Origin of the sequence: Shewanella kaireitica, from assembly GCF_023284045.1 — a bacterium.
In the GTDB taxonomy this organism is placed as follows: domain Bacteria; phylum Pseudomonadota; class Gammaproteobacteria; order Enterobacterales; family Shewanellaceae; genus Shewanella; species Shewanella kaireitica.
This window is the reverse complement of the sequence record NZ_JAKIKQ010000006.1, coordinates 18,998-39,515: the sequence shown is the minus strand read 5'-3', so window position 1 is coordinate 39,515 and position 20,518 is coordinate 18,998. Positions and strand designations below refer to the sequence as shown.

The following is a 20,518-nucleotide window of genomic DNA, read 5'->3' as shown; positions in this document are numbered from 1 at the left end:
AGTCGAACATTAGGTTTTAGTGCTGTAAGAGTTGGCTAAAACGTAGGTTGAAAGTGGCTGAGTCATTGGGATCTAACATCACTCGCACTATGTTGACGCCTTTTGGCTCTTTCAGTGCGTTGAAAATAGCATCCATCTCTTTTTCGGTATTTACCACATAGCTATGTACGTCAACACCTTCTGTTCCGCCAAGTGCTTCACCTAGCTTTTCATATTTCCACACCGCAATGTCATTATATGAGCGCTCTTTACCTGGGTGAATCGCTCGCTCAGCACCGTAACCGGAGTTATCTAAGATGAATAATGCTAAGTCTTTCTTGTGCTCAATCAAGGTCGCTAAATCTTGGGCGCTCATGGTGAAGGCACCTTCGCCTTGAATGCTTACTGAGCGGCGGTTGTGCTGTTCGTTGGCAAAATTTGCACCAACAAACATACCAAAGCCTGCACCGAGTGAGCCCCAGTTACCACAGCCATGCATGACGACATCTGCTGGAAATTCAGCTTGAGACGCATTAATAAAGCCACCAGTATCGCCATACAGCATGTCGCCAGCTTCTAAGTAGTTAGAGAATTGCACAAATAATCGGTCAATGGTCAGATTATTATCTGTGGGAGTAAATCTGTCTTTTTGTTCAAAGGCGAACTTACGACGTGCTTGTTGTTGCAGCCCGCCCGCATCGATATGTCTGATAGCACCTAAAAGCGCAGGCACAAAATCACGCAGATATACCATGTCATAACGTTCACCATTGATCTCAACATAATCTTTACGGATCCAAATGACATCTTGTTGCTGGCCCAGTCGAGTTGTGAAAACACCGGTATCAAACTCATTGAAGGTCACTCCAAGTGCGATCGCTACATCGGCGCCATCCATCATCTCTTTGGTGTAATCTTCGCTGACCTCACCCATATATATTCCGATGTTATTTGGATGCGCTTCAAAGTCGCCCATTTTACAACTGAAGGTGGTAGCAACCGCCGCATTGAGTTGATCAACCAACTGCACACCTTGGGGGATCATATTTTCGCGTTGCAGTAGGTGACCAGTTAACACACTGCGGGTTTTTGACTTCTCAAGCAGTGTCACACTAGCTTCTAGAGCCGCATTTAGATTGCTAGATGAAGACTGTTCAAGCATCAGGTCTAGCGGCCGAGTTGGTGCATCAACCATTGCTGTTTGCAGGTCATAAGGTACTTCTAAGTAAACAGGCTTCTTAGACTGCATTGCTTTACGTAGCATTTGGTCAACGTCGAAAGTAGCAGTGCTTAAATCGACCAGGCGTTGACTGGCGCAGGTAATATGCTTAAACATCTCGATATTGGTATCGAAGTTGTTCTCTATAACATGGTGGTAGCGGCGCTCTGTAGGTGTCGTTAGCACCTCAACCGTTGCGGTACCTGCGATTACCATAATAGGAGTGTCATCAGCATACGCACCGGCAATAGCATTAGTGCAACTTAAAGAACCTACACCGAATGTAACTACCATGGCGCCAAAACCGTTCATTTTTGAGTAACCGTCAGCGGCATAAGTGCCGTTAAGCTCATTTCTTGGCATGATGTGTTTCACGCCGTGGTTGCCATCTAAAATCTCATCGAAGAATGGCAGTACGTAGTCGCCAGGGATACCGAAAACATGGTTAGTGTTTAGCTCTTTAAGACGAGTAAGGATGTAAGTTGCTAGTGTAATCTGTTGCATGGTGTTACCTCATAAGTGAACTGAAATTGGTTCGTTGTTTGTGTGAGGTAATATTAAGCAAAGCCTGAAATCTTCTATATAGCGTATTTTGAGCTTGCCAATCCCAAAAATGAGATTGGCATTTTTTACTGAAGGGGGCTATTTAAAAGCGTTGACGATGGCATCAACGACAGCTCGCTGAGCGGCGGACTGTAAGTTACGACTGCGGTATAAAAGAGAAAAAGGCACTGGTGCCAATTCATAGTCTTCAAATATTTGTACTAGCTTGAACTGTTCGTTGTTTGGCTGCAATGCATAGAGTGGGACGATAGCGTATCCAAGACCATCGTTGACGGCACTGAGTAACATCTCTGCATCTATCACACTGAATTTTTGACTTGGTTGGATCTTTATTACTTCATCAGTGTTTTTATTGGTAATAGGCAGTGAAGGATGAGACAGAGTCGAAACATAGGGCAGCGCATTAAACTCGCCATTAGCAATTTCATCTTTATGCCGCAATGCAAAATCCTCATGCGCCATAAATGCTAATTCGAGTTCAATTAATTTTCTGGCGATCAAATTGCTTTCAGGAAGTTCACCATTTACCACGGCAATATCGACATCATCCGTCAATGTAGTGGAATTGATCGAATGCTTTAACTCTATACTTAATTTCGGATTATCCTTTAGCAGGTTGAGAATGGCAGGGTGAATGAATTGAGTGTAAAAGAGCTTAGTGGTCGATATCACTATATGGCCACTCAGCAAACCTGAGTTGTCGTTGAGCTCATCGATGGTATTAGCCAACTGCTCAACGATACCGCTTAGCTTTTGATAATACTTTACCCCTTCATTGGAGAGTGACAGCTTATTTTTATTACGTATAAAGAGTTGTAAGCCTAGGCTCTCTTCTAATGACACAATTCGTCTGCTGACCGTTGATAGCGGCAGGCGTGTTTTCTCGCTGGCTTGCTTCATGCTGCCATATTTCGCCACCTGACAAAAAACATAGTAATCATCCAATTGGATTTTCATAAGACTGTCCTATCCCTGTTTTATATCAAGATGCGTTATTTCAGCTGCAATTAACAGTGGTTTATGCATAAGCTTCACAGAATTTAGGCTGCACCAGTAAGAATATCGCAATACATGGTACCAGCGCTTTACTCATGAGAAATGACCGCCGTAAAGTTATTATAGTCATGGTTATACCTCCAAGGTTAAACCGCTCAATATTGGCATTAGCCATAACGTCTGGAGCTAAATTGAAAAAGTAATTGTTGAAAACTGTCGTAATGGTAGAATGCGCTCGCAAGTTTATTCTTGATCTGTTTGGCGGCTTTGTTTGAGATTTCTAATGCAAAATACGTCGCTACAATCCTACTATTTCCTTTATCGATTCGAGTACTTATGAAACGGATTTTATTGCTGACCCTGTTTGCTTTTTCTAATGTCGCAGTTGCAGTTGAACCACTATTTGAAACCCCTAAAGATATGGAGCCGACTTGGGTTGACGACATTCTCTCTGTTTTTGGTGCTGACGGTGAGTTTGATGACAGCAAGCCTATCGATATGAGCTACTTGCCGACTGCTTATTACACGCCTGAGAAAAAGTTTGGTGTGGGATTGTTAATGGTAGGCTTATATAAAACAGAGGGGGCTAAAGCTGAAGAGCAGCCGTCGTCATTGGTGCTTAACTCCTTTGTATCGATGAACAACTCTTACGGTGTTGAAGTTGAAAATATGACTTTTTTCAACGCTGGTAAGCAACGTTTGTTATTAGGACTTGAGTTGCATAATGAAGCATCTGTCTATTACGGCCAAGGTATCGAAGACGGTAATATTGACGCTAACCACCATGAATTTGAAGAGCAGGTCTATAGCTTTAAACCCACATGGTTGAACGAAGTTGCCGATAACTATTTTCTGGGGATTGGCGCGGATTTTACCTACGCCAGTGCAGATAAATTAGAGTTAGTTGAAACCGGCGTTCCTGTCGACGTCGACGCTACATTGCCGAGTAATTTTAGCTCTGGTGTGGTGGTAAGCAGTATTTATGATTCGCGAGATTATCGCTTAAATGCCACAAAAGGCTGGTTATTCCAGATAGACGCTGGCCTTTACCAAAACAGTGAGTACTCGACGTTTTCAACCTATAACTTAGAGCTTGCTAACTACATCGATTTAAGTTCTACATCCTTGCTAAGCTCGGCTCCAGGGCTGATAGCTTGGCAAGTGCAGGGACAATTTACCGATGGTGATGTCCCTTGGAATATGTTGCCCGACTTAGGTGGTTCAAGTGCCATGCGCGGCTATATTAAAGGCCGTTACCGTGACAAGCAGATGATGATGGGGCAAGTTGAGTATCGTTTACCTATCTTCCAGCGCTACGGTATGGTTTTTTGGGGCGGAGTGGGCAGTGTTGCTGATAAAGTCAGCGATCTTAATGAGGAGTTGCTGACCAGTTATGGCACCGGTTTCCGCTTTAAGCTAAAAGATAACATCAATTTACGCCTTGATATTGGTGTTGGCGAAAACGAAACTAATTTCTATCTTAATGTGAACGAAGTCTTCTAAGTATGGGCTTATTCACTGTTTACCTGAAATTGAGCTTATTTGGGTTAGCGATGTGGCTAGCGCTTCCTGCTGTGGCTCAGCCATCGCAGGTAGAGCAAACCGCAGCTACGCAAACGGCGAAGCTAAATCAGCTTATAAAACAGTGCCACCGCAGTGCCAGTTATGACATTTTCTTAAGTGGCATTCATACTGGCACTATGGAACGGGTCGAAAACTGGAAAGGTAAAACAGCGGTTGTCACTTCAAGCAGTAAAGCCAGTATTTTGGGGATAGGTACTCAGTATCAGCAGCGTGCAGAGCTGTCTTGGTCAACGAAAACAGATGAATGGCTTACCGATAAGTTCCATCAAAAAGTGACCGGCTTTCGGGCAAGGGATATGCAAGTCTCTTTTAGTAATAATGGCCGCGATACCGAGGTCGATATTGATGGCGATATTGAACGTTATCACTCGAAATCGATTGCACTGCGGGATGTTGATACCTTGGCTATTCAAATGCGGCACTTCTTGCTCCAAGGTCGCACTCAATTTGCTTTAGTAAGACAAGCATCAGATGCTATTGAACCCTACCAGCTTTATGTTAAACAGCAGAAAAAAGCTAACATTGAGCCTTGGGGCGAGCTTACTTTAATTCCAGTTGAGCAAACAGGAGAAGAGAAGGTGACCTACTACTTTGCTCCTGAGCTGGACTATCAACTGGTTAAAGCTCGCTATCATGGCATTATTTTGCAAGGGCTCATTGAGCTGAATGCCTACAGCTCTACATGCGAATAAGTTCTCTCCAATAAATGTTTACTAAAAGTGTCTTTGTGGCAATTCTTCGTTGCCGCTCAGCAGCAATACTGTCTAATTAGCCTTCTGCGCTATCAGTTTTAAGATCTCGCTAATGGCGACTTATCATTAAACAAAATTCCAACTTTAATAATCTGTCCTAAAATAAGTGTAATAGCTCATTCTAGATTTAGAACAAACCAGAGACTGTGTGCATGGATAACGTGGGATTAATTCAAGGAAAGAAATCTACACAGATCATTTCAGTAGGATTTATTGCCATGATTCTATTGGTGATAGTTTTTGGTTTAATGGCCATCGCTGAAAACAGAAAGCTCGCTGAGTTCAATGACAAAATGTACCAGCATCCCTTTTCAGTTAGTATCGCAGTATTAGAAGCCAGTGGCGATATTCTGGCTATGCACCGCTATATGAAGGATGTCGTTTTAGCTAGAACAGAAGAAGAATTAGATACTGCTATTTCACTTGTTGATCAACATGAACTTGACGTTTACCGAAATTTTGAACTAATTAAAGAGCGTTTTCTTGGGGATAAGAATCGAATAAATACTGCCTATATTAGCTTTGTTGAGTGGAAGATTATTAGAGATGAAATCCTCACTTTTAAACGTCAGAATCAGCATCAACTCGCCGCTAACATCACGGTAGGAAAAGAAGCTGAGCATATTGAAAAATTGAATGAAAACATGAGTTACCTCGTCAATTTCGCTCAAAGTAAAGCTCTTGAGTTCAAAAATAACAGCCAACGTTCTTATGGTTTAAGTAAGACTTCTTTGTATCGTTTGCTTATTTTTATCATTATTTCAAATATCATCACCGCATTATTTGTTATCTTTTTAGTTAGAAAAGCAGAGTCTTCTCGCTATGAGAGCGAAGAACGCTTCAGAGCTATTTTTAATAATGCAGAAGTGTCGATTTGGAGTGAAGACTTTTCGGCAGTTGTCATTGAGCTAGAGTATTTGCGACAACAAGGAGTTGTTAATTTAAAAGAACATTTGTACGCAAATATCAAGTTGGCGTGGGATCTAGCTGCCATGGTTAAAGTCAATTCAGTTAATAATGCAACTTTAAAGCTCTTTCACGCTAAAGACCAAGTGGAGTTTTTAAGTAAAATTGACCAAACTTTTGGCCCTAACGCCATTGACGTTTTTATAAATGAATTATGTGCTATTTGGGATAAGCAGGAAACTTTTCTCTCTGAGGCTAATTATGAGACGTTAGATGGTAGGCAGATTACTGCACTTATTTCATTTCAAGTTCCCATATCAACAAATAACTACAGTAACGTACCGATTAGTATTGTGGATATTACTAAACAGAAGCGGCTGGAGAAGCAGTTAAAGCTCTCCTCACGAGTCTTTAGTGGCACCCATGAGGGCATCATGATCACAGATGCTGGAGGACTGATTGTGGATGTTAACCCAGCGTTCTCTGATATTACCGGTTATAGCCGTGCTGAAGTCATTGGTAAAAATCCACATATTCTTAGCTCTGGTAAGCAACGATCTGAATTTTATAAAAAGATGTGGCAACAAGTGAGTGAACAAGGGTTTTGGCAAGGAGAGATTTGGAATCGGAGGAAAAGTGGTGAAGTTTACGCCGAGTTATTGACAACCTCTTCGCTGAAAAATGCCGATGGGCGTATCGTTAACTATTTAGGTATGTTCACCGATATAACGAACAGCAAACGTCAGCAAGAAAGTATGCGCCGAATGGCGCATTACGATGCACTTACTGGGTTGCCAAATCGAACACTGCTGCAAGATCGTTTTAATCTAGCTCTTGCCCATTCAAAACGTTCGAATACGGTACTTGCTGTTTGTTTCCTCGATTTAGATGACTTTAAGCCTGTAAATGACACTTTTGGTCATGATGTCGGTGATAAGTTGCTAATAGAAGTTGCCCGTCGTTTGGTGGCGGCTTTGAGAACCGAAGATACCGTCTCACGTCTCGGTGGTGATGAATTTTCAATGCTTTTAGGCGATATAAAATCAACGTCTCAGTGTGATGAGATATTAGAAAGAATTATCCACGCCACCAGTTCAACTTACTTTATAAACAAACATGCCATCAATATCAGTGCCTCAATAGGTGTGAGTTTATCGCCAATGGATGGTACGGATTTGGATATTTTACTACGACAATCTGATCAGGCTATGTATCAAGCGAAGCAAGAAGGGAAGAATAATTATCAATTTTTCGATTTAGAGCAAGCGCAAGAAACGAGTCAATTACATGTCAAAATACAAGAAATGAAACAGGCTTTACTCAACGATGAACTTTGCCTTTATTATCAACCCAAAGTGAATATGAGAACTGGCAAGCTCATTGGTGTTGAAGCGCTGAACCGTTGGCAGCACCCTGAGTTTGGGATCATTCCTCCGAGTGAGTTTTTGCCTTGCATCGAAGGTTCCGAATTAGAAAATGAAGTCGGTGATTGGGTCATAAACCAAGCAATGAAGCAGCTTGAATCACTCAGTAATCAAGGGATAGATATAGAGGTAAGTGTTAATGTTTCTTCGATGCAGCTTTTAAATGCGAGTTTTTTGGATAATCTTAGTGATGCACTTAAGTATCATCAAAATATCAAATCTAGTAACTTTAAATTAGAAGTGCTCGAAAGTAGCACTTTAGGTAATGTTGAGCGAATAAGAGATATTATCTGTGCTTGTCGTGATGAGTTAGGAGTTAAAATCGCTTTAGATGATTTTGGCACGGGTTACTCATCATTATCTCACCTCCGTGAACTTCCTGCTGACACCATTAAGATAGATCAAAGCTTTGTGCGAGATGTCTTAGTCGATCAGAATGACTTTTCTATCATTGACGGGGTGATTGCGCTGGCAAAATCATTCAATAGACACGTTATCGCAGAGGGTGTTGAATCGACGGAACATGGGCAAATGTTATTGTTGATGGGATGCCATAACGCACAAGGCTATGCAATATCAAAACCAATGCCGGCTAATAAACTATTAGGTTGGATTCATGCTTATAAACCTAATCAGACTTGGTTGGGAATTAGTCAGCAAGAAATGACATTGCAGGTTAGGAGGGTAAGACAACTTGAACTGATCCTTAACCACTGGCTTAAAAATATAGAATGTCTAATAGAGAAGAAGGTGAATAAACAGGTAGATATTGCTGATTTTGGTTGTCATTTTGATAAGTGGATTAGGCGACTAAGAGACGACCTTATTTTTGACGAAGCATGGTTGAATGAGATGGAGCTGGCATACAACGAGATGCATATTGTCTCAAGGGAGATACTAATGAACAATCAGGTTGGCAGCAGTCTGTTTAAAAAAGATGAATTGAATCAGCTTTATAATGCATTTAAGCATACGTTACACACACTATCGCTAGTGAAGGCAATAAAAGAACAACAGCCAATAGTAGCAAGGCGGGCATAAAGTGTTTAGCTATAAAATTTGATTCTGAATGCCAAACTGGCGTCACTTCTGGGCCTGAATCTGTTTAGTTCTCAGCGAGTTAAAGTTAGCTACTATGGCATCAACCTACAAAGGCTCCTTTAGCTACTATGACATCAACCTACAAAGGCTCCTTTAGCTGCTGGTGAACCAGCAATCAAAATAATACACTAGAGTTTTTTTAGTGCCTCTTCAACGAGTGAATGAAGTTTTTGTAGTTGAGGATTATCACTCTTACCACTGATAATAAGCAGGTTGTGCAGAAAGTTACGACTATTGTGCAGCTTAGCTAAACCAAGATTACTGCTGTACACGCTTCGCCAGTCTTTTTCGGCTCTCCATAATGATAAAAATGTCCATGTTTAGCGACAACTTGCGTCGATATTGCAGCGAGTAGCTGCTGCAACAGTGAAGCCGTTATCTGTTTATTTAATGTCAATTGTAGCAATAGATCGGCGCTATGTGCCACAGCATGTCGCCAACCAACGGTGTCATCAAATCCACGGTAATCATCAATGGAGATCATATAATGAGTGCCTGTGTTAACCACATCTTGGCGCTGTATATCTGTTAGGTAAGGGCTTATTCGATCAACCCTTATCACCTCCGCCAGAATTAAAGCTGCAAATGGTTGAGCAAAATTATTTGGGTCTTTATTTGTAGTAGATAGTATTTGGTTCAAAGCGGTAAATAATGTTTGGGTGGTTGTGGTCGTCAACATCTCATTTCTAAGCCAAAAGCTGAGCCCGTCGAATACAATGCCATCGCGGATCTCAGGGGCACTATGATCGATGCAATTAAGTAGTTCTTGGCCGTAGCTTGTCTTTTCGTTGAATCTTCCACTACAAACTCGTTCTCTTTGAGTTGATGAAGCTGCTGCATAGTAAAATGCTTGTCGCATTTAGACGCCCAACTACTAAATGCTATTGAGCACAGTAATAAGCAATAAATTCCATTTAATTTCATGCAGTAGCTTTCCCTATCTTATCTAGAAAATCATTAATAGCATTGGCAACATAGCGAGCTTAAGTGCAAATGTCGAATAGGCTTCACTGTGGTGTAAAGAGAACAATTGCTCAAACGAGGTCAGTTTGCTCGCTAACAGCTACAGTTGAGAAGAAAAGAGGTGGGGCGTCAATAGTTGACTAATTTGCTCAGGAATTATAATATGCGTAAAAAATGCAGCTTAACGAGTTTTGGAGTTTATATGTCAGTATCATTTAAGAAAATATTTGGTTTAAACAAATCTGAGGAGCAAGCTGCAGTGCTAACACCTAAGGCTGCCGAGAAAGCTGAAAAAGCGGAAGCGGCTAATGCTGCAGTCAAAGCTGAAAATGCCAAACCTAAACATGGCGACAGTGGCGTATGTTGCGGATCATGCTCTAACTAAGATTGGGTCGTTACCGTTTCTTATCTAAAAAGGCTCGCTAAGCGAGCCTTTTTAATAGCCGAAAACTCATTGTGTAAGTTGTTAGCTTTGCTTTTTAGTTAGCGCAGCAACCACAAACAGATTTCGCTAGTTGTGCACCAGTGCTAGCATTTTGATTGGTCCATTGACCATTCCACTTAAGTTTACTGGAAGAGTTACTACAGGTGGTCGGGCAGTCCGCTTTAGCTTGAGTATTACTGTTGATGATATTAGCAGCTTGTACATCCAAGCATTGCTTAGAACCGACCGCAATATCATCGAAAATATGACTCAAGCTATTTGACGTTGTGTTGCTGATATTGCTGTCTAAGCCTTCGTAGTTATGACAGCCAAAGCAGTTAGAGACAAAGCCAGCCGAAGGTGATGATTTACCATTAAGGTTAATCGCTGCTGTGTTGACCTCTTGATACTCAGTTTCAGCTACAGTGTTTGCAAGCCTTAAAGAGCCACGCTGATTACTAATTTGAGTTACTGCTTGGCCGTTAGTTGGGGTAGTGTAAGAGCCTTTATTGATATCGCTGACCCACAGAGCACCAACATTAAAGTAGTTTTTCAATACTTCAAAATTGCCGTTTAAATAGGGCTGAACGTTGGCGTTAAGTGATTTAATTGAATCTACATTGTCTTGGAATTTAAGATCGCCTTCCGAAGAACCATAGGGGTACATTCGGCAAATTTGTGTTGGTTTTCCTGTTACCTTAGATTGCTTTGTAGGGTTATTAAATTCGCAGCCAGCTTGGTTGTTTTTTAGCCCAGCGCTACATTCTTGGCTCGCAAAAGACCACCCCGTGGTTTCCTGCGGTAACGTACAATCCGGTGAATTCACTTTATGCTCAAATGTAGCCCAGACAAACTCAGGATGTGCCTGAGTGGCAACCGCAACATGAAAACCAATCATACCAAGTTTCGTTTTTTTGGTATTACTCTGATCTGATACTACTGGAGTAATATTAGCATCCATGGTGATGAAATCATTAGGATCATCATTTTCTCCTAGAACCTTCCATGCGGTTTTCATTTCGGTGGTGCCAGCAGGGAAATTCTGTAGCTGTTGGATCGCTTTTACATTACACATGTTCTTACTAAAGCGAACATCGTAATAGACCACATTACCATTTTGATCATAGATAGTGGCGCCGCCACCAGCCTGTCCTATCATCTCTGGTATGACGATATCTGTGCCATTCTCTTCATGTTTGGCGGTGCGAATAAACAGTACTTGTGAGTCATGCTTGTCATCACAGGAATTCGCTGGGCTACCATCCAAATTCAGTTCTAATTGGTTGAATTGAGTATTGTCTTGAAAGTTGATAACTGATGGGTCGTTTTTTGATTCAGCCATCAAGTAGGCAAATGTTTGCCAAGAGAACTGGTAAAAGTCACAGAACGAACTGTCGCCTGGACCATCACTGGTTTTGACTTCACTAGGCATTGATGGTGAGGTAAACCAACTTGATTCGGCGCTGCAGTTAGCAGTACTCGTAGTGCCTCCTGTGGCGCCTAATTTTGCAATTGTGGCTATGTTAGGCTCTGAAACAGGCGCTGATTGGACAAAACTGCTACTGGCACTCGCCAGAATTAGCGCACTGAATAGTGTGCTGACTTTCCTTAGTGATGCGTTCATAAGATATTCCTTTACTTTAATTAATATTTTTCACTAGAACTTTGTTGTAAGAAGTGATTCCTAGTAAGAGTTTCGACTATAGCGAACCGACTAGTGGGTAACCTTCTGGAATTATTCTGAAAATGAAATATCGCTTTAAGTTGCTGTTTATTATTGTTTTTGTTTTGTTTTCTGTGGAAATGCTTCTGTTCGTCGGGATAAGAAAAATATGAGTTCTTTAGTCTTACGTCTTTGGTTTTAATTCAGTCAATAGAGCGGATTAAACAGTATTCAGCCAAGTTAATCATTGATGTTTAGCATAAAAAAATGCCAGTCGGTGAGGTGACTGGCATTTTTGGGTTGGAGATGTATTTTGCCTAACTAGGTTCGCAATTAACGTAGTTCAACAGGCCACTCTTTTTCAACGCGCTTTTCAATGAACTCTTCTTTAGCCTTTTGCATAGCTTCTAGATTAAGTCCGGCAAGCGGTTGTACTTTTGCTTTAGTATCGTACTTCGTTGCATCGTACTTATACTTTGGTGCGTACTTTGTTAACAGTGCATTTGCTTCATTAAGTGCTTCATCTAATATCGCATTAGATTTCTCAAGTAAACGAATCGCTTCTGCTGGGTTGTGAGCATGGATACCGTGAGAGGCTGTTGCGCTGTCCCAGAACCACTGTGCATGTCTAACCTTAGTTAAAAGACTATTCATCTCTTTGGCTAGAGGCGTATTGGCTTTTAATGCTGCTTCGTAGTTACCTTTGGCTTGAGCAATGCTTTGATCTGCTTCTAGCCCTTTGATACCGTTAGCAGCCCAAATAGCCTGAGCTTTAAAGTGTGCTTCGGTTAAGCGTGGGTCTGTACCATCAGCTTCAAAACGCAGTTTATTGATCTCAGCTTTACGTTCGTCGAAGATCTCTTTAAAGTCGCTGCCGTCATGACAACCTACACAGCTTTCAGGTAGCTTGTTAGCATTAAAAGTGACTTTGTGATTAGAGTATTCAACACCTTTGCTATTTTCCGCTTTAGGCATATGACATGTGGTGCAACCAAACTCCATATGGCTAGACATCGCATGATCAGTTCTATCCATCATGTTTTCAAACTCTGGATGTTGTGCTTTTATTGATGGCACGCCTGAAATAGCGTTGGTCCAGTCTTTGAAGCCTATTTGGTCAAAGTAAGCGAGTTGCGCTTCTGCTGCAAAACCTTCATATAGGCCGCCAGAGCCTTTATAGTTAACGACTTCTTTGTAGTCGGTTTTAACACCAGGTACCCAATGATCCCAAGGGTAACGGACTTTTTTATTGTCCTTACCATCAAAGTAATACTCTACATGGCACTGAGCACAAGTTTGGCTCGCCTGCATAGTTGCTGTTTGCTCTGAGAAATCTTTGCCTATGGCTTGCATAGCTCGCTCAGCATATGGGCGGCTCATTCGAATTTCTGCACTGCCTAACTGATGGCAATCTGCACAACCTATAGTGTTAGACATCTCATGGCCCCACGTCGACCAGTTGTTATTTGAGAAGTTATCTTCTCCAACTTTGTCGTACATGCGAGCGACATCTGGAGTTTTACAAGACCAACAACTTGCAGCCATGGCTTCGCCAACAACGTTGCCGTCATGGCCAACAACAGGATGACCAGTACGAAGTGTTTCGACGATGTCTGTCATTGCATAGTGGTGACCACGTGCTCGGTTATAGTCTTTAGCAAAACCGTAACCAGCCCATGCCGTGACCAAGTTTGGGTTTGCGGCCAATAGATCAACAGGGTTACCGGACTCTGGGTTGGTTTGCTCGGTTTGAGCCCAAGTCTTGTATTGCTCTGGAAATGCTTGTTGCCAGTTATCGCTGTTGTATAGATCTACGTCTTTATCATTGGCAAAAGCTGAACCTGTGAATAGAGTAGATAGCATTATCGCTATGGACAGTTTATTAATTTTCATCATCACTCCTAAATGCAATCAATAAAGTAATAGTTGTTTACTTGAAATTAATTATTGATGGTTGAGAACGAAGTGATTATTACCATTTTAAATTAACTGGTGAATTTATTTTAGCAGGTAGTGTGATGTTGCCCTTATTTAAGTTACGACGTAACTACTCTTTTATATTTAGGGTTACTTAATAATACCTATTAAGGGGTATTGTGGTTTTTAGAGTGGATTAGTTTTGGTTATTTTAAATTGGTAGATGACGGTATGCTTTTAAGTTGCTGTTTTTAATGGGTTGTATCGCCTATCTTTTAGTGTTTGATGTGAGGGTTTATGATTGGTTTTTATTGATGTACTTGTATTTAATTTTCTTTTTTAAAGCTTTCATTAATTTTTATTTTTCAGAGTTTAACTTATTAATTATAACTTAATTCTACATTAATGTTTGGTCTTTTATATTAAATTTCAAGTTGTGTTAGTTTGGATTTATTGTTTTTCTAGTTCGTTGTTATCTTCTAAGGTTAGATTAGTTGTTTTTTATGTTGAAATAACGAATCTCTAAATGCTAATTTACCTGGGTGTAATTTAACCTTGCTTAATTTAGGTTCGTTTGTAGTTGAGATTGCAGGCCATATGCAGGAGTTGATATGGTGAATGGTCAGATTATTATGCTGAGGAGCATAAACTCTTTTGCTCTAGAGCTGTAGCAGCTATAACAGCTATAACTATAGAGCAATGAATTGTAGTGCTAAACAGGCAAAAAAATGCCAGTCGGTGAGGTGACTGGCATTTAGGTTGGAGATGTACCTTTAGCTAACTACATTTGCAATTAACGTAGCTCAGCAGGCCAATCTTTTTCTACACGCTCTTTGATGAACTCTTCTTTTGAAGTCTTCATAGCGTCTAGATCAAGACCTGCAAGCGGTTGTACTTTAGCTTTGCTGTCGTATTTAGTTGCATCGTAGACATAGTCAGCATCGTACTTAGCAAGTAGTGCATTTGCTTCGATGATTGCTGCATCTAAGATGGTGTTAGACTTGGTTAGCAAGCGAATGGCTTCTGCAGGGTTATGAGCATAGATACCATGAGATGCGGTAGCGCTATCCCAGAACCACTGCGCATTACGTACTTTACCGAGCAGGCTATTCATTTCAGTAGCAAGTTCGTTGTCTGCTGTTAGCGCACCTTCATAAGCGGCTTTTGCTTCGCCAATAGTCTTACCAGCTTCTAAGCCCTCAATACCATTAGCAGCCCAAATAGCTTGTGCTTTGAAATGTACTTCAGTAAGACGAGGGTCTGTGCCTGTAGCATCAAAACGAAGTGCATTGATACTAGCTTTGCGTTTCTCAAACTTAGACTCAAATGCATCGGCATCATGACAGCCTGTACAGGTAGCTGGTAGCTTATTAGCATCAAATGCAACTTTGTGATTTGAGTACTCTTGTCCGTCAGAGTTGGTTGATTTCGGCATGTGACAAGTATTACAGCTGAACTCTAAATGACTAGACATCATGTGATCGGTGCGATCCATCATGTTCTCATACTCTGGGTGCTGCGCTTTTAACGACGGTGCACCAGAGATAGCGTTAGTCCAATCTTTAAAATTCTTTTCATCGTAGAAAGCCAGCTGTGCTTCAGCGGCAAAACCTTTATACAGGTTGTCAGTACCTTTGTAGTCAACAACACTGGCGTAATCGGTATCTACACCTGGTACCCAATGATCCCAAGGGTAGCGTACTTTTTTAGAGTCGTTGCCATCGAAGTAGTATTCAACATGACACTGAGCACAAGTTTGCCCGGCTTGATCAACGTGCTCTTGCGCTGTAAATGTTTTATCAATCACGTCCATCGCACGAGTGGTATATGCGCGGCTTAGTCGTAGCGTGTTTTCACCTAGCTCATGACAATCTGCACAGCCGATTGTGTTTGGCATCTCTTCGCCCCACACCGACCAACCATTATCCGCAAACTTGCCTTCACCGACCTCTTCAAACATACGCCCGACATCAGGAGATTTACAAGACCAACAACTTGCTTTCATCGCTTCACCGACGATTTCACCGTCGTGTCCGATCAGTGGTGCACCGGTGCGTAATGTTTTAATAATGTCTGTTAATGCGAAGTGATGACCACGAGCACGATTGTAGTCTTTGGCGAATCCGTAGCCAGCCCAAGCACTGACGAGATTAGGGTTAGCTGCTAACAAATCTGTCGGTACACCTGACTCTGGGTTGCTCTCTTCTGTTTGTGCCCAAGTGGTGTATTGATCAGGGAAAGTTTCTTTCCAGTTGTCGCTGTTGTAGAAATCAGTTTCTACCGGTGGCTCAACAGGTGGTTCTACTGGTGGCTCAACTGGCGGTATAACGACACAGACATTTGTGTCAGGATCTAGCTCTGTTCCATCAGGACAGGTTTTAGTTTTATCATCATCATCGCTACAGGCTGATAATGCGGTCATTACCGCTACGGCGATTGCAAGCTTTTGTAGTCTCATCACAACTCCTCTAAATAATCTATTTGTTATTTATTATTTGCTTGTTTACTTATTATCTAATATAGCTTTATATTGTTAACCTAATAAAAATGTTGTTTTTGTTTCGTGTTATATTTATTTCGATTCAAATTTAACTTTCTTGGTTTAACTTTATTAAACAATATTAATTTGCCGCTAGATAATTAACATGAGGGGTGGGTTTGCCATACATTTTATTAACGATAACGTGAGAGTGATCAATAAATTCACAAAACTTAGTTGTAAACAAAATAAGATAAATCTAACAAATACCTACAAAGGGGTACACCTTAGTAGGTAGTCTGTAAGCCAGTGTTTATCAGGGTTTTCTATGTAAGCCTTTGTTCTAATTTAGAGGTATGCATTATTTGTTGCATATGTGTTTACCTGTCGGCATGTTAATAAACTGTAACTGCTTTTGGTTTTGTAGCGTGATTAGTTTAGATTGTAAATGAGGTTTATTAGTTAAATGCCTATCAGTATTAGTTTTAATTTTTAAGGTTGGTTTTATTTTTTGTTTTATATATCTTGATAAAGATAATCTTGAGGAATAATAACAAATATTTTGTTTTTTACTTTTAGCTGTTGTGGTAACCATTTTGTTTTGCTATGAGTACTATTTTAAATAAAATTACTGTCAGTGCTAATAAACATTATATTAAAGTAGAATTAATTTAAGTAAACCTTGCTTTCTACAGAATGCATTTAAATTTAATAATAGCAAGGCGACTACTTTAGCCTGGTTTGTCATTGAAAAGCTCACATCGGCAGCTATTGATGTCGCTTTACGGCATTACTGTGATGCCATAGGTGCTGTTTTACGTTTATATAAGCGATAACTGATAGCTAAGGTTAAGCAGATCCAGGCTGGAACGATCAAAGCGTAAAACTGAAACTGCTGAAATAACAAGGCGCCTAGAGCTCCGCCACAAATGAAGCCTGTAATAATGAGCAGAAACAGTACCGCTTTACGCCTGTCGAATCCTTCTCCTTTAAGCCAGCTTCCGAGCATAATCCCAAGATCTGTAAAGATCCCGGTGACATGAGTGGTTCTGACAATGGCACCACTGTATGTTGTTGCTAGCGCATTTTGCAGTCCACAAGCTGCAGATGCCATGTAATGCCCCACAAAGCTGCCTGCTTGCAGAAAGTAGATAGCACCGATTAATAGTAAACCTTCAACAACGAGTAAGGTGTCATAGTGACGCCCAAGTTTTACTGAACTGCCAGATAGCAATGCACCGGATAATGTCGCGCCGATGATAAAGCTGATAAGTATCCCAAGTAAGTGAAGCAGGGCATTGGGGGAAGAACTGAGTAATTGAGTGCCCACTAAAGTCGCAGTACCTGACAGGTGCGATACAGACTGGTGCTCGAAACCCAATAAACCAATGGCATTGACGCAGCCAGCAATCAACGCTAGCACAAAGGCGCCATATTCAACCCATTTGGGCAATTTTGATATCACGTACACTCCAGAGTTAGCCAAATTTGGCTGTCATTGTCGATGTTTGCTGTGCCGGTGTTGCAAGGGCTTATCGCAGAGTATTGCTTAAGGTTCAGCGTTAGAGAGGTTGGTTGTTTTACCACTCTATTTTGCCGCCGATCCAGAGAGCAAACTGTATTGTTGCTCGCAAAACTGGGCGCTGTAATAGCACTAGGGGAATACCGAGGCTTTATGCTTAAAGCATTAACTCAATTCAGTGATCTCGAATATTGAACTGCGTGAACTAGTCCACAGTTTAATGCTACCCAGTTACCATATTATCCATAGTAATTGGCGTAGGCCAATAACTCGCAATGGCCATTTAATATTGGCTGATATCTTACCATTGGCAAATTAGGCTGATCGATGTCCAGACCCAAGAAATGTAGAAAGCTATCCTGTAGCGCTCCCTATAGTCTATTTAAGCCTAATGGTGTTCCGTCTGTTGAGTTGGAAAAAATCCATATTGATGCTGATGAGTTTGAAGCTCTGAATTTAGGCGATGTGCAAAAAATGAGTCAACTCGATGCTGCTGCTTCTATGGGGATATCTCGACAAACATTTGGCTATTTGCTGGCAAGCGCACGTAAAAAGGTGGCGACGGCGATTACTCAGGGTCATGGGTTAGTGTTGCCACAATCAACAGATACCAAAAGGGAAGTTCTATGATTATTGCAATGCCAATGAGCCGCGGTCGATTAGCGGGTCACTTCACTAAGGCGCCACGGATCGGTTTTTATAACGAGTACCACCACTTAGTGACCAGTTTCGACAATCCAGCACTAGCAGGCGGCTGCAGTGCTAAAAAGGCGATGTTAGATCTAATTAAACAGCAAAAGACAGATGTTGTCATGGTGCAACATATTGGTGAGCGTATGCTGGGCAAGTTACTCGCTGTAGGCATTAGTGTCAGCAAAGGTGATAGCGCTTTAAGTATCGAACAGCTGTTAGTTCAAAGCACTGATACAACTTATCGATTGCTAGATGCTTCTGAAGGGCGGAGTTCGCTCAATCACCTTAAAAAAGGTGGTTGTTGTGGCGGAGAAACGGGTGGATGTAGCTGCGGTGGTGCAGATGCAAAAACAACGATCTTGAGTCCAGACAATAAGCAAAATACTGCTGCTGACAAGCTTAATTATGCAGGGTTTAGAGTTATAAATTAGTGCTGCTTCGACAGCAAGTTTAAAGAGTTAAACTGGCAGTGGTGTTCCTAGACCACTGCCGTTATGCCGATTCAGTGATTCGAACCTATTTCAATTGCACGCAGAGAATTAATGATTTGCTAATTTTTTACGGATGATTTGAATCAGTGTCGGTGCAATAGAGGCCAAGATCATACTGGCCATAAGCAGGTATTGATGAGGCGTAAATGACTCTCCTAACAATACCATCCCACTGACAATGCCCGCGACGGGGTTCGCTATTCCCCCAAAGGTGAAATCAACCACCGTCATGCGCTGCAGCAACCAGACATACATGATATAGCCAAGTACGGTATTAAGCATGATTATCCAGCCTAGGCCAAACGCATTTTCCATACTAAAGCCCTGTATTGCTGCAAAGTATTGCTCTGGTGAAAATAGCGAGTGAATAGCGGCAGCAATAGACAGCAGTACGCCACCGACAATTAATTGCCAAGTGAGTACCGTCCACCAGTGAATTCGGGTGCCGAGGGCTTTTGTTATGGTGCTACCTACGATAATGCAGCTAATAGCGGCAAGCATTGCCAATAACCCAATCGGATTTAAGCTGATAGCACTCGGGTCAAACAGCATCCAAGCCAATATTACCAATATTGCACCAAATCCTGCCTGCACAGTGCTTGGTCGCTTTTTACTCACGAGCCAATGAAACAGCATGGCAAATACTGGCACCGAAACCATGCCAACCCCAGAGATAGCAGAGGGCAGGGTTAACGCCATAATAAAAATAAGACTAAAGAACAGCGCAATATTAATCGCCCCCAGCTTAATCAGTACTGGCCAGTCTGTTTTGCTGGGCAAACTGGGTTTAAGGGCTAACAGTAATAAACCTGCAGGTAGTGCTCGGATAGCACCTAACAATAATGGCGGCCAGTCTGGCAGCGTAAACTGGGTCATGGCATAGGTGGTACCCCAGAAAAAAGCTGGGATCATGGCGAGAAAAATATTCATAAACTACCTTACTGCTAAGTATCTTTACGTGAAGATAGTTTTAGTTTGAACCTGAATCTTATTTTTGTAAAGTATCTTTTTATCAAGTATCTTTATATCAAGATTAATTAACTGAGCGTTAGTTCCTTTAACTAGCTGAGATAGAATGTGAAATGGATGATATAGATAAAGTTGCCGCGCAGTGGAACAAAGAGAAGCCACAACTCGATACGCAGCCGATGGAAATTTTTGGTCGGATGATGCGTTTGCAAAAACACCTTGAAGTGGAAATTGCTGCCTGCCATAAACAATACGGCTTAACGTTTGGAGAGTTTGACGTGTTGGCAACACTTAGGCGCTCAGGTAAGCCTTTTAATCTCACACCATCAGCGCTGTTATCTTCGATGATGCTGACCTCTGGCGCGATGACAAATCGACTCGATAAGTTGCAGGCTAAAGACTTAATTGAGCGGGTGCATAGCACTGAAGATCGCCGCAGTGTGTCTGTAGGGCTAACCGATAAAGGTTTTGCCATTATAGATACTGCAATAGAAGAGCATGTACGTGTGCAGCATAAGCTAGTGCAGCAGCTTTCAGACACAGACAAGCTCGAGCTGAATCAGCTGCTTAAAACCTGGTTAGCGAATTTTGAAGGGTAATAATATTTATTAGTATAAGAAGTTGATCAGCCCAGAGTGTTTATTGGCGAGCTCATTCAAGGCGAATGACAGGCTGGTTGTTCCTGATGAGTTTATTCAGCGCAGAAATAGGAAGCCAAAAAGCTTCATGCTGGTTAGAGGCTATTGATCTTTCGAGCTTGGTTTTTGTTCGATTATTTTCCGTAAGAAATAATTATTTTAGTACAAGGCTTGAGCTTTTCGCTTAGCCAGCTTAGCTGGCTAAGCGAAAAGCTCGTAACGCATTCTAGTCAT

15 protein-coding genes are annotated in these 20,518 nt (G+C 41.5%); 7 read left to right on the top strand and 8 right to left on the bottom strand.

What is annotated here, in order from left to right:
* Positions 1–16: 16 nt before the first annotated feature.
* Both L2730_RS09985 and L2730_RS09980 read right to left on the bottom strand, forming a co-directional pair.
* Positions 17–1,702 (bottom strand): thiamine pyrophosphate-binding protein, encoded by a 1,686-nt coding sequence (locus L2730_RS09985; RefSeq protein ID WP_248974466.1) that lies wholly within the window; start codon positions 1,700–1,702, stop codon positions 17–19.
* Between the two features lie 138 nt (positions 1,703–1,840).
* Positions 1,841–2,719, bottom strand: coding sequence for a LysR family transcriptional regulator (locus L2730_RS09980; RefSeq protein ID WP_248974465.1), 879 nt, complete (start codon positions 2,717–2,719; stop codon positions 1,841–1,843).
* A 375-nt stretch (positions 2,720–3,094) separates the two neighbouring features.
* On the opposite strand from L2730_RS09980, the gene L2730_RS09975 reads away from it, so the two are divergent.
* The 3 genes from L2730_RS09975 (at position 3,095) to L2730_RS09965 (ending at position 8,465) form a co-directional block, all read left to right on the top strand.
* Positions 3,095–4,261: a BamA/TamA family outer membrane protein gene (locus L2730_RS09975; protein ID WP_248974464.1), complete on the top strand. Its 1,167-nt coding sequence runs from the start codon at positions 3,095–3,097 to the stop codon at positions 4,259–4,261.
* A 2-nt stretch (positions 4,262–4,263) separates the two neighbouring features.
* Positions 4,264–5,034, top strand: coding sequence for a hypothetical protein (locus L2730_RS09970; RefSeq protein ID WP_248974463.1), 771 nt, complete (start codon positions 4,264–4,266; stop codon positions 5,032–5,034).
* Positions 5,035–5,246: 212 nt separating this feature from the next.
* On the top strand, positions 5,247–8,465 hold the full coding sequence (locus L2730_RS09965) for an EAL domain-containing protein (RefSeq protein ID WP_248974462.1): 3,219 nt from the start codon (positions 5,247–5,249) through the stop codon (positions 8,463–8,465).
* A 307-nt stretch (positions 8,466–8,772) separates the two neighbouring features.
* Here the strand turns inward: L2730_RS09965 and L2730_RS09960 are convergent, their stop codons facing one another.
* A complete protein-coding gene (locus tag L2730_RS09960) occupies positions 8,773–9,384 on the bottom strand; it encodes a DUF2785 domain-containing protein (protein WP_248974461.1) in 612 nt (203 codons plus the stop codon).
* A gap of 306 nt (positions 9,385–9,690) precedes the next feature.
* Between L2730_RS09960 and L2730_RS09955 the strand changes: the two genes are divergently transcribed.
* Positions 9,691–9,873 carry a CCGSCS motif protein gene (locus L2730_RS09955; protein WP_248974460.1) on the top strand — a complete coding sequence of 61 codons (183 nt, stop codon included), beginning with the start codon at positions 9,691–9,693 and terminating at the stop codon, positions 9,871–9,873.
* Positions 9,874–9,967: 94 nt separating this feature from the next.
* Here L2730_RS09955 and L2730_RS09950 read toward each other — a convergent pair whose 3' ends face one another.
* From L2730_RS09950 to L2730_RS09935, 4 genes are all read right to left on the bottom strand, one after another.
* Positions 9,968–11,536, bottom strand: a complete 1,569-nt coding sequence (locus tag L2730_RS09950; RefSeq protein ID WP_248974459.1) for a mannan-binding lectin — start codon at positions 11,534–11,536, stop codon at positions 9,968–9,970.
* Positions 11,537–11,908: 372 nt separating this feature from the next.
* The gene (locus L2730_RS09945; RefSeq protein ID WP_248974458.1) at positions 11,909–13,468 is read right to left on the bottom strand and encodes an ammonia-forming cytochrome c nitrite reductase subunit c552; all 1,560 of its coding nucleotides are present in this window, start codon (positions 13,466–13,468) and stop codon (positions 11,909–11,911) included.
* Positions 13,469–14,285: 817 nt separating this feature from the next.
* On the bottom strand, positions 14,286–15,950 hold the full coding sequence (locus L2730_RS09940; protein WP_248974457.1) for an ammonia-forming cytochrome c nitrite reductase subunit c552: 1,665 nt from the start codon (positions 15,948–15,950) through the stop codon (positions 14,286–14,288).
* 811 nt (positions 15,951–16,761) lie between these two features.
* Entirely contained in the window at positions 16,762–17,436 is a 675-nt protein-coding gene (locus tag L2730_RS09935; protein ID WP_248974456.1) for a YoaK family protein, read from the bottom strand.
* Positions 17,437–17,820: 384 nt separating this feature from the next.
* On the opposite strand from L2730_RS09935, the gene L2730_RS09930 reads away from it, so the two are divergent.
* Both L2730_RS09930 and L2730_RS09925 read left to right on the top strand, forming a co-directional pair.
* A complete protein-coding gene (locus L2730_RS09930) occupies positions 17,821–18,123 on the top strand; it encodes a DUF134 domain-containing protein (RefSeq protein ID WP_220739563.1) in 303 nt (100 codons plus the stop codon).
* On the top strand, positions 18,120–18,617 hold the full coding sequence (locus tag L2730_RS09925) for a NifB/NifX family molybdenum-iron cluster-binding protein (protein WP_248974455.1): 498 nt from the start codon (positions 18,120–18,122) through the stop codon (positions 18,615–18,617). Before L2730_RS09930 ends, L2730_RS09925 begins: the two co-directional genes overlap by 4 nt.
* Positions 18,618–18,725: 108 nt before the next feature.
* Here L2730_RS09925 and L2730_RS09920 read toward each other — a convergent pair whose 3' ends face one another.
* Entirely contained in the window at positions 18,726–19,607 is an 882-nt protein-coding gene (locus L2730_RS09920) for a DMT family transporter (protein ID WP_248974454.1), read from the bottom strand.
* Positions 19,608–19,759: 152 nt separating this feature from the next.
* Here L2730_RS09920 and L2730_RS09915 point away from each other — a divergent pair, with 152 nt between their 5' ends.
* Positions 19,760–20,245, top strand: coding sequence for a MarR family winged helix-turn-helix transcriptional regulator (locus L2730_RS09915; RefSeq protein ID WP_248974453.1), 486 nt, complete (start codon positions 19,760–19,762; stop codon positions 20,243–20,245).
* Positions 20,246–20,518 lie beyond the last annotated feature (273 nt).

Coding starts and splice junctions, on each gene's coding strand:
- L2730_RS09985 (WP_248974466.1), bottom strand. CDS start 1,702: ATGCAACAGATTACACTAGCAACTTACATCCTTACTCGTCTTAAAGAG.
- L2730_RS09980 (WP_248974465.1), bottom strand. CDS start 2,719: ATGAAAATCCAATTGGATGATTACTATGTTTTTTGTCAGGTGGCGAAA.
- L2730_RS09975 (WP_248974464.1), top strand. CDS start 3,095: ATGAAACGGATTTTATTGCTGACCCTGTTTGCTTTTTCTAATGTCGCA.
- L2730_RS09970 (WP_248974463.1), top strand. CDS start 4,264: ATGGGCTTATTCACTGTTTACCTGAAATTGAGCTTATTTGGGTTAGCG.
- L2730_RS09965 (WP_248974462.1), top strand. CDS start 5,247: ATGGATAACGTGGGATTAATTCAAGGAAAGAAATCTACACAGATCATT.
- L2730_RS09960 (WP_248974461.1), bottom strand. CDS start 9,384: ATGCGACAAGCATTTTACTATGCAGCAGCTTCATCAACTCAAAGAGAA.
- L2730_RS09955 (WP_248974460.1), top strand. CDS start 9,691: ATGTCAGTATCATTTAAGAAAATATTTGGTTTAAACAAATCTGAGGAG.
- L2730_RS09950 (WP_248974459.1), bottom strand. CDS start 11,536: ATGAACGCATCACTAAGGAAAGTCAGCACACTATTCAGTGCGCTAATT.
- L2730_RS09945 (WP_248974458.1), bottom strand. CDS start 13,468: ATGAAAATTAATAAACTGTCCATAGCGATAATGCTATCTACTCTATTC.
- L2730_RS09940 (WP_248974457.1), bottom strand. CDS start 15,950: ATGAGACTACAAAAGCTTGCAATCGCCGTAGCGGTAATGACCGCATTA.
- L2730_RS09930 (WP_220739563.1), top strand. CDS start 17,821: ATGTCCAGACCCAAGAAATGTAGAAAGCTATCCTGTAGCGCTCCCTAT.
- L2730_RS09925 (WP_248974455.1), top strand. CDS start 18,120: ATGATTATTGCAATGCCAATGAGCCGCGGTCGATTAGCGGGTCACTTC.
- L2730_RS09920 (WP_248974454.1), bottom strand. CDS start 19,607: ATGAATATTTTTCTCGCCATGATCCCAGCTTTTTTCTGGGGTACCACC.
- L2730_RS09915 (WP_248974453.1), top strand. CDS start 19,760: ATGGATGATATAGATAAAGTTGCCGCGCAGTGGAACAAAGAGAAGCCA.